This is a genomic window from Arthrobacter sp. zg-Y895, assembly GCF_020731025.1.
Taxonomy (GTDB): Bacteria; Actinomycetota; Actinomycetes; order Actinomycetales; family Micrococcaceae; genus Arthrobacter_B.
Genome location: NZ_JAJFZY010000003.1, coordinates 440,710 through 454,761, shown reverse-complemented (window position 1 = coordinate 454,761; position 14,052 = coordinate 440,710). Strand labels below are relative to the sequence as shown.

Here is a 14,052-nt window from a genome sequence, read left to right as displayed (position 1 = left end):
ATTGTCGCCAATAATGTCAACGGTTGTCAATCCGAAAAAGTGAGCTGCTTCACATCACTGCACAATCCGGGCAGGACAACGAATAACGCCGACGCGAAATGCGCCGGCGTAGAAACTTTGGTGGGGTGGCAGGGAGCAGCTAGGCCGAGCGGGTGTTTTCCGGTTCCGTTTGCCCCGCGCGGTCGCTGGGACCGTTGAACACCACATACCGGTACGCGAAGTAGCGGAAGATATTGCCCAGGGCGATGCCCACCACGTTGCCGGAAATGTTGTCAGCAAAGGTGCTGCGGAAATCCAGCACGTAGTGGGAGATGAACAGGCAGCCGGTGGAAATAAGCAGCCCCACCAGATTGGTCAGGGCAAAAAGCAGCGTTTCACTGCGGATGCTCCGGGTGCGCAGCTTCCGGAAGGTCACGTAGCGGCTGCCCAGCCATGAAACGGTGGTGGCCGCCAATACTGAAATGGTCTTGGCCGCGATGGGGCTGTCCGGCACGAGGGTGGCAGAGAGAATATTGAACAGGCCTACGTCAACCACGAAGGCGACGGCGCCCACTGCTGAAAACGAGCCCAGACGGCGAACGATTGCGCGCACCTTGCTGGTTTCTGCCATTACCGAAAAATCCATTCACCGCATTGCTGCGGGACGCAGCTTCCTGCCCTTGCCGGTGCGCACACGCGGGGAGGGACTTTTACCTTTCGGATGATGGCACAAAGTGCATTTGGCCTCAAAATCCGTGCCGATGCAAGCCGGATCAGGGCAGTGTGACTGTAAAGACAGTGCCCTTGCCGGCCTCGCTTTCCATCGCGATGGTGCCCCCGTGCTCTTCCACAATGCGCTTGGTGATCACCAGCCCCAGCCCGACCCCGGGGATCTGCGCCCGGCGTGCGGTGCCGGAGCGGAAGAACTTGGTAAAGACCTCTGCCTGCTCGGCCTCGGTCATGCCGATGCCGGAGTCCGCTACCCGAAGGACGGTGGCGCCGGTTTCGGTGCGCCAGGCGCTGACCGTCACCCGGCCGCCGTCGGGCGAGTATTTCACCGCGTTGGAGAGCAGGTTGTCCAGCACCTGGGAAATGCGCTTGGGGTCGACCATGGCCGGCAGCGTCTCGGGAACCTCGGCAACGATGGTCACCGCGTTGATTTCGGCACGCGGAGCGGCGGAGGTGATGCCGGAGCGGACCAGTTCGCTGAGGTCCGTGACTTCCTGCTGGACATTGGCGGAGCCGGCCGCGGCGGTCAGCAGGTCCGAGACCAGGTGCAGGAGCTTCTCGGAATTCCGCTGCGCCACCTTCAGCGAGGAGGCCACATACGCCGGGATGGCATCTTCTTCGTCGAGCGCCAGTTCCAGGTAGCCCATGATCGAGGTCAGCGGGGTGCGCAGCTCATGGGACACATTCGCCACGAAGTCGTCCTTCGCCGCCACGGCATTCACCAGGCCGGTGACGTCGCTGTAGGCGATCACGGAACCGCGGAAGGCGTCGTCGTCGCCCTTGACGGAGCGGGCCGAGACGCTCAGCGCCTTCTGCTCCTCGCCGTTCCCGTACCAAACGAGTTGGTCCGAGAAGGACTGGCCGAGGGCTGCCCGCTTCACCGGACGCTGGTCCACGGGGACCGGTGTGGTGCGGTCCGGCCCGAAAATGTACATTTCCGCTTCGGTGGGGCGGGTGGTGAACGAAGGGGCCGCGAGGCGCTCGTGGAGCTGCTGGCGGGAATTGGTAAGGATGCGGCGGCCGTCCTCGTCAATGACCGCCACACCAACCCGGATGGTGTTCAGGATGGTTTCCAGCATCGATTCCTTGCGCAGGCTCTCCATCAGCGAGGCCTGCAGCACCACATCCTTTTCCTGCAGCACCACTGCCTGGGCGGTGAGGCTGGCCTCAGCCTCGGCGCGGGCGGCCTCGGCGTCCTCGGCGGTGCGCAGGGCCGAAATGAGGTCACGCTCGTACAGCCGGCGCTCGTGCGCATAGAAGGCAACCACCTGGTCAAGGGCCGGCCTCCCGTCGGCCGCGGGGGAGCGGGTGGCGGAGAGCAGGACCGGGATGCGCCGGCCGTCGGGTCCCAGGAGGTCGACGGCGAGTTCGGCAAACGCCGCGTTCAACGCCAGCTGCGGCATGGCGTGGGTGGTGTAGACAATCCGGTCACCCACGGGCAGCAGCTTCAGGAAGCTGGTGCCGCGGACGTCCTCCAACGCCTTGCCAATCCATTTCTGCGCCGTGCCGTTGGCGTCCACCACGGTACCGTCCGTCAGGGTGATGAAATAGCCCGCCGGAGCGGTTTGGGACAGGGCGCGGTAGTCGAGCCGGAAATCCAGGTCCACGATGTGCCTACTCCGACTGCTGCAGGTAGCCGAGGATGATGTCCGCGGTCTCCTCCGGTGCGCTGACATGGGGGAGGTGGCCGGTGGCTTCCATCTGCACCAGCGTGCTGTGCGGGATGTGTTCCTGCAGGTAGCGGCCCACGTGGTCGGGGGCCAGGAGATCCGCGGAGGCCTGCATGATGAGGGTGGGGACTGACACCTTATGCAGCAGGCTCCGGACATCGCTCAGGAAAGCCACGCGGGCAAACTGTCGGGCGATGGTCGGGTTGACCCGGCAGAAACTGCCCTCGAGTTCGGTGCCCAGGGCGGGAACGGCCGGGTTGCCCATGATCACCGGTGCCATGGTGGCGGCCCAGACCAGGTAATTGGTATCCAGGGATTCGAGGAGTTCGTCGAGGTCGGCGCGGCTGAAGCCGCCTTCGTAGCCGTCCTCGGGATAGTCCATGTAGCTGGGCGACGGCGCTACCAGGATGATCCGGGCAAGGCGTTCGGCGGCGGTGGCGCCGGCGGCAATGGCCATCATGGCGCTCACGCTGTGGCCGATGAAGGTGACATCCTGCAGGTCCAGCTCTTCGCACAGTTCCAGGACATCGGCGACGTAGCCGTCCAAGGTGGCGTATTTGGCCGGTGTGTAGGCGGCGAGGTCGGAACCACCGGCACCGACGTGGTCGAAGAGAACCACTTTGTACTCATCGGTGAAACGCGGCAGTACCCGGGACCACATGCCCTGGTCGCAGCCGAAACCGTGGGCGAAAAGCAGTACCGGCCCGTCCGCTCGTCCTAGGACGCGAACATTGTTCCGGGTGCGGATATCAGTCTTCATTTACCTGTACGCCTGCTTTTCTTTCATATTCCGTGCCCGCATTGCCGTGAGCGGAGTCTCAGCAAACATTACAGGTCTAATACCGCTTAAACGGCCAGCCGGGCCGCGGACGGAAATGCTGTTCGGCGGGGCCGTCGGTAATGCCGGGAAAACGGGTCGGCCCGCCCCGCATTCACCAACCGAAAGTGTTGTAGGTACCGTTTGTTCCCCGGCAAACGGTCTCTACTGCACTTTCCCCACGGCGTAGCGGAGCTCGGCGGCGCCGCCGTTGAACTGCGTGCTGGCGATCAGGCGCATGGGTGCGGTGGGGCCGGACACCGGCAGCAGGCGCCGCCCGGTGCCCAGCGCCACCGGCATGTAAGTGATCCACAGTTCGTCCAGCAGCCCGGCCTCGGCGAACTGTGCCGCCACATTGCCGCCGCCCACTACCCAGATGTTCCCTTCTCCTGCCGCGTCCCGAGCAGCCCGGAGCACCTCGCGTACGTCACCGGAGGCAAACCGGACGTCCCCCTCCGCCGGGCCGGACTCTTCCCCGTGCGTGAGTACCCAGCACGGCTGGGTGTACTCCCAGCTGTCCGGTTGCTCCGCCCGGACCCAGCGGTAGGTGTCCGCCCCCATAACCACCGCGCCGACGTCGGCCATAAACCGGTTGTAGTGGTCCTGGAACGCTTCGAAACCGAACTGGAGCAGCCAGTCCAGCCGGTTGTCATCGGTGGCAATAAAACCGTCCAGGGAGGATGCGACGTAATAGATGACCTTGGGCATGGGATGAGGATAGCCCGTGGCCTCGGGAGGGATGTAGTGCCAGGCGGGCTTAGCCGGCCCGAATAAACGGATTCTGCCTAGAAGGGATATCCGGCAATTCCGGGCCGCATGGTCAGCCACTGCGTTTCGGTAAACGCTTCGATGTTGGCGCCCGCCCCGCCGAAACGGGAACCCGTGCCGGAAGCGCCCATCCCGCCGAACGGTGAATTGGCTTCATCGGAGACGGTTTGTTCGTTGATGTGCACTTTCCCCGAGATCATGCGGTCTGCCACCTCCATCGCCATTCCCACCTCACCCAGCACGCCCACGGAGAGGCCGTATTCGGAGGCATTGGCCAGCTCGACCGCCTCATCGACGGTCGAGAACCCCAGCACGGGGGCCACCGGCCCGAAGATCTCCTCCGTCCACGCGGGGTTGTCCGGGGTCAGCTCGGTCAAGACAGTGGGCTGGTAGAAGAGGCCCTCATAGTTTCCACCCGCCGCAATCCGGGCACCGGCGTCCTTGGCCGCCCGTACCAGGCGGTCAATGTTGTCGCGCTGGCGCTCGTCGATGATCGGGCCCAACGCTACGCTGCCGGTGTGCGGATCCCCGACCGGCAGCGCCCGGGCTTTGGCCGAGAGCCTGTCGATGTACTCCTCCAGCAGGGATTCGTGGACCAGGTGGCGTCCGGTGGTCATGCAGATCTGTCCTTGGTGCATAAAGGAACCGAAGGCTCCGGCAGACGCAGCCAGCTCAACGTCGGCGCCGGGCAGCACGATCAGGGCGTTGTTGCCGCCCAGCTCCAGGTGGGCGCGCTTGAGCAGGCGGCCCGCAGTCTCGCCGACCTTGCGCCCGGCCGCCGTGGAACCCGTGAAGGAGATGATGCGTACCTCCGGGGCTTCCACCAGGGCCTGCCCGACGTCGGCACCCCCGGGGAGCAGCTGCAGGACTCCGGCAGGAAGGCCGGCCAGTTCGAAGATGCGCATGATGGACACACCGCCGGAGACGCTGGTGCGGGGGTCCGGCTTCAGCAGGACGGCGTTGCCGAGCGCCAGGGCCGGCGCCACCGACCGGATGGAGAGGATCAGGGGGAAGTTGAAGGGGGAAATCACCGACACGACGCCGGCAGCCCGGCGCCGAGCGAAGGACCAGCGGTTTTCATTGGAGGTCAGCACTTCCCCGGCCGGGTGGGCGGGAAGCGCAGCCGCTTCGAAGCATTCGTTGGCGGCAATGTGGGTCTCCAGCGCCGCCTTGGCCTCAATTCCCCCGGTCTCGCGAATGATCCATCCTTGGATTTCCTTGGCATGGTCCTCGAAGAGCATCCCCGCCCGCCGCAGCACCGCGGCACGCTCCTCCGGCTTGGTCTGTGCCCATGCCTGCTGCGCGGCAGCCGCCCGGGTTGCGGCGGCAAGGGCATCGGCGCGGTCCGCTGCCCCAACGGCACCCAGGACAAGCCCGGTGGCGGGTTCGACGACGTCGATAACGCCGCCGGACCCGGCCGTCCAGGAATCGGTGTGGATTTTTCCGTGCCAGGCGGATGTGGCGAGGATGGACATGGCTGCTCCTAGATTGCGGTGAAACAAGATGGCTGCGAAGGATTGGTTCCCTTGCGGGAGGGATCAGGCCGGGGTGGAAGCACCTTGGCCGGGTGGTGTTTCTGCCGGGGCGGAACCCGCTGCCGCGGAGGCCGGACGCACCGCCCGCGTCTTGCGGCGCTGCACCAGGGTGGCGGCTGAGACGGCGATCAGCAAAGCTACCCCGTTGAAAACGTTGGTAACCCAGGTCTTGGCACCCAGGATGACCAGCCCGTTGGCTCCGACGGCAAGCAGGTACACGCCCGTTACAGTGCCCCAGACGTTGAAGTAGCCGGCACGGATGGCCGTGGCACCCAGGAACGCAGCGGCGTAGGCCGGCAGCAGGAATTCCGGGCCAAGGTCCGGCGTCGCATTTCCAGCGCGGGACGCCTGCAGCGTTCCGGCAAGTCCGCCGAGCAGTCCGGCGCCGATGAAGGCCGCGGCCAGGTATCTCTTGGTGCGCACCCCGGAAAGTTCGGCGGCGTCGCGCCCCAAACCGGTGGCCCGCAGGTACCGGCCGAAGGGAGTGCGTTCCAGGACGAACCAGAGGATGAGGGCCGCGGCGAGGAAGTAGAACACAACTACCTGCAGCCCGCCGGGCAGGCGGAGCCCGGTCAGGGCCGAGAACGCATCGGAGGAATGGGTGATCAGCGTGGAATTGGTCAGCAGCAGGTTCAATCCGGCCAGGATGGTGGCCATGCCCAGGGTCGCAATAAAGGCGTTGACGCCGACGACGATGGTCATGAACGCGTTGATGGCGCCGATCAGCATCCCCAGGGCAAGCGTGGCGAGCAGGATCAGCGGCAGCGGCAGGCCGGTACCGGCCAGGACTATTCCGGTGATGGTGCAGATGCCGAGGTTGGCACCCACGGAAAGGTCGAACTCTCCGGCGGCCAGCGGCAGGATGACGGCCAGTGCCAGGATGCCCGGGACCGCCTGGTCGGCGAGGATCTGCCGGAAGTTGCCGGACGTCGCGAAGGTATCCGGCATAAGCAGCGCGAAGACGGCGATCATCAGTACCAGGAAGACTACGATGCCGTAGTTCTTCATGAGGATGCCGGGGTTGAGGCGGAGGTTCACTGTAGAGGCTCCTTGGTGGGGTGTGCGTAGTAGGTGGGGTGCGGCCTAAGCCGGTGCGCCGGTCTGGCAGGCGAGGGCGATTCCGTCCTCGGTGATTTCCGGCCCGGAGAGCTCGGCGGCAATCCGGCCGCGGTCCAGGACCACCACGCGGTCCGCCAGGCCGACGAAGTCGTCGTAGTCGGTGCTGGCGACCAGGACTGCCACGCCGTCGTCGGCAAGTTCCTGAAGCAGCCGGCTGATCTCCTGCCGGGCCAGTGCGTCAACCCCCTGGGAGGGTTCATCCAGCAGCAGCAGCAACGGCGTGCCGCTCGCTGCGCGTGCAACAACCACTTTCTGCTGGTTGCCGCCGGAGAGGCTGCGCACAGGTGCGGCGAGGGACGCGGTCTTCACCAGGAAGCGGCGGGAGAGGTCCTCCGCGGCGGCCTTCTCCGCAGCGCGGTTTATGACCGGTCCGCGGGTATACCGGCGCAGGCGCCCGAGCGTCAGGTTTTCTCCGACCCCCAGGTCCAGGACGACGCCGTCCCGCCGGCGGTTTTGCGGAACGCAGGCCACCCCCGACGTGATTGCGGCTGCAGGGGAATCCGGTGTGTACGGCTTGCCGGCCAAGGTCATGGACCCGGCGGACGGCTGCTGGGCACCGGCGATCAGACGGACCAGTTCGCTGCGGCCGCAGCCGACCAGGCCCGTGACCCCCACGATCTCTCCGGCGTGCACATCCAGGTCGATACCGTCCAGCCGGGGTCCGCTGAGTGCACGGGTGCTCAGCAGCACCGGGCCTTCGCGTTCCTCGGCGCTGCGGATGGCGGGGGACTCCAATTCGCGGCCGATGACCAGGGAAACGACCGCCGCGGCGTCACGTTCGCCCAGCGGCTCGTCCGCAACGAGCAGGCCGTCACGGAGCACGGCGACATTGTCCGCGATGCGGCGGACCTCCTCGATCCGGTGGCTGACATAAACGGCGGTTCCGCCGTGGCCGCGGAGCATGTCCAGCAGGGCCAGGACGCGGTCTGCCTCGTGCGCGGGCAGCGAGGCGGTGGGCTCGTCCAGGATCAGGATGTTGCGGCGGAGCGCGTCGACGTCGGCGGGGGCGCCGTCGTCGACGCTCCCGGAGCGGTGCTGGAAGGCGCGGGCGATGCCCACCATGGTGCGGGTGGAGGGGGTGAGGTCACCGACCAGCCTGCCGGGATGTTCGTCGATGCCCAGGAGCTCCAACGTGGCTGCCACGTGGGCGTGTTCCTTCCGGAGCTTCACCGGGGAAAAAGCGGTGCGGGTGAAGAACCCGTCGGAAAGCGCAAAGTTGTCGGCGATCGTCAGCGCGTCCACGAGTCCCAGGTCCTGGTGAAGGAACCGCAGGCCTGCGGCGTGTGCGGCCGCGGGTGTAAGCGGCAGTTGCAGGTCCTTGCCGCGGACCGAAAGGCTTCCGCCGGGATCCGGCGCGTAGACCCCGGCCAGGATCTTGATCAGCGTCGACTTTCCGGAGCCGTTCATGCCCAACAGTGCGGTCACTTTGCCGGTCTGGATGTCGAGGCTGACGCCGTCGAGGGCCCGTTGTCCGGTAAAGGTCTTGCTGATTCCGCGGATGCTCAGGGCTGCGGTGTGCTCCATGGGTACTCCTGAATGTGTGGCAGCGGGAAAGCGGTATACGGCCGGCCCGGATAACCGGGCCGGCCGCGTGGGTTCCGCGGAAACTAGCCCGCGTTCTCCCACAGAGCCGTGAAGGCTGACTTCCAGTCGGAGTCACCCGTCCACGGCAGCTCGGGCAGGGTCTCCTGCAGCACCATGCGTTTGGGCATCTCGATGACCTGGTGCCCGCTGGCACCGTTGGCGAAGAGGTTGTTCATCTCATGCACGGACAGGTAGCCCGTGTGCTCCATCGGCTTGATGACGTCCGCGAACTGGCTCTTGCCGTCCTTGATCAGGTTCAGGTTGGCGGAGTTGCCGTCGTAGGAAACCATCTTGATCTTCTCGCCGTTGGCGCTGCGCTCCACGGTGGCCTGGGTGGAGACGACGGCGGCACCGGTGTGCGTCCAGATGTAGTCGATGTCCGGGTTGGCGGTCAGGGTGGCCTGGATCTGCGGCGGCAGTCCGGACTGCAGCTGGGACATCTGCGTTTCGATGGTCTCGACGATCTCGCAGCCGGAGCAAAGCTCGGGGAGCCACTTCTCGAACGCCTCGGTGCGCGCCGTGATGGACGGGAAGGCCGGGTCGGTGGTGAGCAGGATCTTCGCGTCTCCGCCGCTGTCCTGGGCGATGGCCGCAGCCATCATCTTGCCCGAGACCTCCTCATCCGGCACAACCTCGACGTCGAAGCGGTCATCGGCGGGGGACATGCTGTTGACCAGGAAAATGCCGGCTTCCCGGGCCTGCTTCAGCGAAGCATCGATCTGGTCGCCTACGGCGGCGGTGAAGATGATGCCGTCGGCACCGAGCTGGATCGCCTGGTCGATGGCCTGGCGGGCTTTTTCCGGATTGCCGGCCGGATCGATCATGCGGGTTTCCCAGCCAAGGGATTCAGCCGCTTCCATCGCAGCGTCGGCTCCGCGGGCGCAGGCTTCGGACGAATAGGTGCAGGGGATGACCACGATGCTCTTGTCTTTCGCGATGGCCGCGGACTCCGTCGGCACCTCTTCTTCGAGGGGCTTCTGGAAGTCGGTGAGCATGGTCTCGAGCGCCGCTGTGTCCACTGACGAGGAACCGGTTTCGGCGGCGTCGGACGTTGTGCCGGCATCGTCACCGCAGGCGGCAAGGGACAGGACCAGTGCCGGGACAGCGAGCAGCCCGAGCAGGTGGCGGGGAGAGGTTTTCATAGGGTCCGGAGCCTTTCGGAAATGACACTGGGTGTGATGTAGGTCCCACTGTCTCCGGCAGGGCAGGCGCCGCTGAAGGCCTGGTCCGGAACAGGCAAGCCGATGTCCGGATTCGGCAAGGATCATATTCTGGAAAGGGCCGGCTTATTCCGCCTGGCGTGCGGCCGCTGAAAGGCGGGCGTCGCGGGGTGTGCAGCCGTACTCCAGACGGAATGCCCGGGAGAAGTGGGCGGCCGAAACGAATCCGACGGACGCCGCGATTGCTGCGATGGAGGTGGCGGCGTGGGCCGGATCTGCCAGCAGCTGCTGGGCACGGGTCAGCCGGGTCTCCAGTACATACCGGGCCGGGCTGGTACCTGCTTCTGCGAAAACCCGGGTCAGGTGGCGCTCGCTGATCCCCACGGCGCGGGCTATCTGGGCCAGGGACAGGGCCGGCCGGCCCAGATGTGTTCCGATGTAATCGCGGGCGGCTGCGAGATAGGCCAGCGAAGGCGCGGCCCCGGGCTCGCCGGTAATGATGGAGAACATTTCCAGCACGCTCCGTTCCAGCTCGTCCGTATCTTCAACCGGATCCCGGAAGGCCCCAAGCACCGCGTTGGCAGTGGTGTTGGCGTGCGTGGCGGCGGGTGACCCGGCGATGCGGAGCACCCGCGGACGGAAGTACTCTTCGCGTGCCGACTGCTCGCGCAGCACCGTGCGGGGTACCTCCACAATCACCTGGCGCATATCCGTGGAAAAGCCGTACATAAAAGGCCGGTTGGCGTCATAAACGACGGCTTCCCCTGCCGCCAGGGTTTCGCAGCCGGCGTCGTGGTAGAAAAACGCCTTCCCCTCGAGCAGCAGGCAGAGCATTACGGCGTCGACCGGGTTCCTGCGGATATTCTCCGGCGCGCGTTCAATTACATGGTCATTCCCGTTGATATGCGTAAGCCGGATCCGGGGCAGTGCAAGGTTGGTTTGGGTGGCCAGGAGGCTGCGTTCCGAGAGGGTGCTGCAGCGCAGCCCGAACAGTGCCTGCTCGTTGTATTCCTCCCATAAATCCAGCCGTTGCCGCAGCGGCGCCTGCGCGGTGGAAAACCGGCTTGTCCGGCGGGCTCCTTCAGGGGTGCCGAGGGGTGCGGAATCGTTCATCGGAACGGGAATCGGCACGGCCGGCGCCTCCAATCGGGCATCTTTGTCACGAACCAGGAGCAATGCACCCAAGGGTACGTGAAATGTGCCGCACGTCACTATCTGAAAGTCCGGGGGATGGCGGCACCTGGTGCCTGCTGTGCCACCCTTGGGTTCCCGGGGCGGGCAACTAATGCAATAGTGTGGCCGTATCGTAAGCATGCTGATTACAGGAGGCTTCCATGAGTGAGCGGCTCGTAGCGGATCTGATTGTCGAACGCCTGAAGGCCTGGAATGTGGACCGGGTGTTCGGCTACAGCGGAGACGGCATCAATACGGTCCTGGGCGCGATGCGCCGCAGCGGCGACCCCGAGTTCATCCAGGTCCGGCACGAGGAAAACGCAGCATTTATGGCGGTGGGGCATGCGAAGTACACCGGCGGGGTAGGGGTGATGATGTCCACCCAGGGGCCCGGCGCCATCCATCTGCTCAACGGCCTGTACGACGCCCGGCTGGACGGGGCACCCGTGGTGGCCATTGTCGGGCAGCAGTCCCGCAGCGTGCTGGGGTCCTCGTACATGCAGGAAGTGGACCTGATGAACCTGACGCGGGATGTTGCGTCGGCGTTCCGTCAGCAGATCAATTCCCCCGAGCAGGTCCCGCTGGTGCTGGACCGCGCGTTCAAGAAGGCGCTGGCCACCGGCACGCCCGCCGTCGTCATCATCCCGCATGACGTGCAGCAGGCCCCGGCCCCGGACCTGGAACAGGAGCACGGCATCCTCAACACCGTTCCCGTGTTCAGCCCCGCGCGGACCTCGCCGGACCCGGCGGACATCCGGGCCGCCGCGGACCTGATCAATTCCGGCGAGCGGGTGGCCCTGCTCGTGGGGCAGGGTGCACGGAATGCCCGCGCCCAGGTCGCCGCCCTGGCCGAGAAGATCGGTGCGGGCATCACCACCAGCCTGCTCGGCAAACCGTACGTGGATGAAACCCTGCCGCTGGCCGCCGGAACCATGGGACACCTTGGCGCCAGTTCCGCCGGCTACGTGATGGACAACTGCGACACCCTGCTGATCATCGGCTCCAGCGACCCGTGGACCGAGTTCTACCCAAAGCCGGGGACGGCGCGCGGGGTGCAGATTGACCGGGATGCTTCCGCAATCGGGAACCGCTACCCGGTGGAGGTCGGCATCACCGGAGACACCGTAGCCAGCCTGGATGCCCTGATCCCGTTGCTGGAAGCTAAACCGGATACTCCCTGGCGGGGGCAGGTGGAGGAAAGCGTACGCCGCTGGCACGAACTGGCCCGCGTACGGGCCATGACGCCCGCCGATCCGGTGAACCCCGAACGCGTGGTCTACGAGCTGAACCGGCGCCTGCCGGACAACGCACAGGTGGCGGTCGACGTCGGCAGCTCCGTGTACTGGTACGCCCGGCAGCTGCACCTTCCGGAGGGCGTGCCCGCGCACCTGTCCAGCACGCTGGCCAGCATGGGCTGCGCCGTGCCGTACGGACTGGCCGCGAAGCTGGCGTATCCGGACCGGCCGGTCGTGGCGCTCTCCGGAGACGGCGCCATGCAGATGGCCGGAGTGACCGAACTGATCACCCTGAGCCGGCTCTGGCAGAAGTGGGAGGATCCGCGGTTCGTTCTCTGCGTGCTGAACAACCGCGAGCTGGCCGAGGTCACCTGGGAACAGCGCGAAATGGAGGGCGATCCGCGGTTCGAGGACAGCCAGTCGCTGCCGGACTTCAAGTACGCGGAGTACGCCAAGCTGCTGGGACTGGAAAGCATCCGGGTGGAGGATCCGGAGCTCCTGGGTGAAGCCTGGGACGTGGCGCTCGCCGCCACCCGGCCGTTCCTGATCGAAGTGGTCACCGATCCCGCGGTGCCGCTGCTTCCGCCCTTCCCCAGCGGCGCCGCCCAGGCCGAAACCATGAAGGACGGCCTGGCGCAGGAGGGTGCCGCGGGCGAGCATTCACGCCGGCTGCTGGACATCTACCTGGAGCAGGAAGAAGGCCTGTACCGGGATCTCTGAGCCGGCCGGGGGCCGGGAACAACAACCCGGTACACCGGAACGGGCGCACCCGCGGTGGGTGCGCCCGTTCCTCCTTTCGGTGCCCGTCCTAGGTTCGGGTCGGTGCGCCGAGCTCCACGGGTTCTTCATCATTCAGGTAGGCGGATTCGGAGTGGGCCATGAGGTCGATTCCCTTGAGTTCGCTCTCTTCGGGGATGCGCAGGCCGATGGTCAGCTGGAGCACCTTGGCAATCACCCACGTCACCACGAAGGAGTAAATGAGCACGGCTCCGCAGGCGAGTGCCTGGCTGCCGAGCAGGGAGAAACCGCCGCCGTAGAAGAGGCCGCTGACACCGTTGGGCGCCGCGTCCGTGGCGAACAAACCGATCAGCAGGGTGCCCAGCAGGCCGCCGACGGCGTGGACTCCCACCACGTCCAGGGAATCGTCGAAGCCGAGGCGGAACTTCATCTCGATGGCCAAGGAGCAGACCAGTCCGGCGATCGCGCCGATGGCGACGGCGCCCAGGGGGCTGACCGCGCCGCAGGCGGGCGTGATGGCCACCAGGGCTGCGATCAGGCCCGACGCCGCACCCAGACTTGAGGAGCGTCCCAGCCGCAGGCGTTCCATCAGCATCCAGCCGAGCATGCCGGCGGCTGCGGCAACTGCGGTATTCAGGAAAACGACGGCGGCGGAGTGGCCGGCGCTGAGGGCGGAACCGGCGTTGAAGCCGTACCAGCCGATCCAGAGCAGGCTTGCCCCCAGCAGGATCAGCGGGCGGCTGTGCGGCTGCCCGTGCGAGTGCGGCCAGCCTTTGCTGCGGCCCAGGACCAGCGCCAGGGCCAGTGCAGCGACACCGGCGTTCAGGTGTACGGCGGTGCCTCCGGCGAAGTCAATGGCGCCGAGCTGGTTGGCGATCCAGCCGCCGACGACGGTGCCCTCCGCGTTGTCAAAAGCGAAGACCCAGTGCGCCACCGGGAAGTAGACCAGCGTGGCCCAGAGCCCGGCGAAGACCATCCAGGCGCCGAACTTCATCCGTCCGGCCGCGGACCCGGCCACCAGGGCGGTGGTTACGCACGCGAACATCAGCTGGAAGGCAGCGAACAGGGCCACCGGGATGGACGCGGCCGGATCTTCAGTAAGGAGTGCGGAGAGGCCGAGGTACTCCAGCGGGTCGCCCAGCAGGCCCATGCCGCCCAGCGAGTCGCCGAACGCTGCGGAATAGCCGTAAAGCACCCAAAGGACGGCCACGAGGCTGGCCCCGCCAAAGCACATCATCATCATGTTCAGGATCCGCCGTGAGCCCACCATGCCGCCGTAGAAGAAGGCGATCCCGGGGATCATCAGGCAGACCAATGCGGAACTGGCCAGCAGCCAGGCTGTGTTTCCAGAGTCCATGGAGGTACTCCCGTTCGGGTTGTGCGCCCGTTCCTGCCTCTGCCGATGCAGCCGGGCGGAGAATGCGGAGAATATGGACGGGCCAGCCCCCCGCGGCTGACCGGCACCCCGGTACCGGCGGCGCTGGTTTAAGCATGGGGGCGGTATGTTACGGCCGGGAGCGCCTGCAGGTTAGCGCTGCGTTAACG

At 66.1% G+C, this 14,052-nt stretch carries 11 protein-coding genes; 1 reads left to right on the top strand and 10 read right to left on the bottom strand.

The window, feature by feature from the left end; translation table 11 throughout:
- Positions 1-139 precede the first annotated feature (139 nt).
- From LJ760_RS03810 to LJ760_RS03770, 9 genes are all read right to left on the bottom strand, one after another.
- Entirely contained in the window at positions 140-610 is a 471-nt protein-coding gene (locus LJ760_RS03810) for a GtrA family protein (RefSeq protein ID WP_227919441.1), read from the bottom strand.
- 142 nt (positions 611-752) lie between these two features.
- Entirely contained in the window at positions 753-2,315 is a 1,563-nt protein-coding gene (locus LJ760_RS03805; protein WP_227919438.1) for an ATP-binding protein, read from the bottom strand.
- 7 nt (positions 2,316-2,322) lie between these two features.
- Positions 2,323-3,138 (bottom strand): alpha/beta fold hydrolase, encoded by an 816-nt coding sequence (locus tag LJ760_RS03800; protein WP_227919436.1) that lies wholly within the window; start codon positions 3,136-3,138, stop codon positions 2,323-2,325.
- A gap of 222 nt (positions 3,139-3,360) precedes the next feature.
- Positions 3,361-3,903 carry a dihydrofolate reductase family protein gene (locus LJ760_RS03795; protein ID WP_227919434.1) on the bottom strand — a complete coding sequence of 181 codons (543 nt, stop codon included), beginning with the start codon at positions 3,901-3,903 and terminating at the stop codon, positions 3,361-3,363.
- A gap of 77 nt (positions 3,904-3,980) precedes the next feature.
- A complete protein-coding gene (locus LJ760_RS03790) occupies positions 3,981-5,438 on the bottom strand; it encodes a benzaldehyde dehydrogenase (protein WP_227919432.1) in 1,458 nt (485 codons plus the stop codon).
- A 63-nt stretch (positions 5,439-5,501) separates the two neighbouring features.
- Entirely contained in the window at positions 5,502-6,536 is a 1,035-nt protein-coding gene (locus LJ760_RS03785) for an ABC transporter permease (RefSeq protein ID WP_227919430.1), read from the bottom strand.
- 45 nt (positions 6,537-6,581) lie between these two features.
- Positions 6,582-8,141, bottom strand: a complete 1,560-nt coding sequence (locus LJ760_RS03780) for a sugar ABC transporter ATP-binding protein (protein ID WP_227919428.1) — start codon at positions 8,139-8,141, stop codon at positions 6,582-6,584.
- Between the two features lie 83 nt (positions 8,142-8,224).
- Positions 8,225-9,343, bottom strand: coding sequence for a sugar ABC transporter substrate-binding protein (locus LJ760_RS03775; RefSeq protein WP_227919426.1), 1,119 nt, complete (start codon positions 9,341-9,343; stop codon positions 8,225-8,227).
- A 144-nt stretch (positions 9,344-9,487) separates the two neighbouring features.
- The gene (locus LJ760_RS03770) at positions 9,488-10,492 is read right to left on the bottom strand and encodes an AraC family transcriptional regulator (protein ID WP_227919425.1); all 1,005 of its coding nucleotides are present in this window, start codon (positions 10,490-10,492) and stop codon (positions 9,488-9,490) included.
- A 203-nt stretch (positions 10,493-10,695) separates the two neighbouring features.
- Here LJ760_RS03770 and LJ760_RS03765 point away from each other — a divergent pair, with 203 nt between their 5' ends.
- Positions 10,696-12,489, top strand: a complete 1,794-nt coding sequence (locus LJ760_RS03765; protein ID WP_227919424.1) for a thiamine pyrophosphate-requiring protein — start codon at positions 10,696-10,698, stop codon at positions 12,487-12,489.
- An 88-nt stretch (positions 12,490-12,577) separates the two neighbouring features.
- On the opposite strand, the gene LJ760_RS03760 is transcribed toward LJ760_RS03765, so the two are convergent.
- On the bottom strand, positions 12,578-13,864 hold the full coding sequence (locus LJ760_RS03760) for an ammonium transporter (RefSeq protein ID WP_227919423.1): 1,287 nt from the start codon (positions 13,862-13,864) through the stop codon (positions 12,578-12,580).
- Positions 13,865-14,052: the final 188 nt, after the last annotated feature.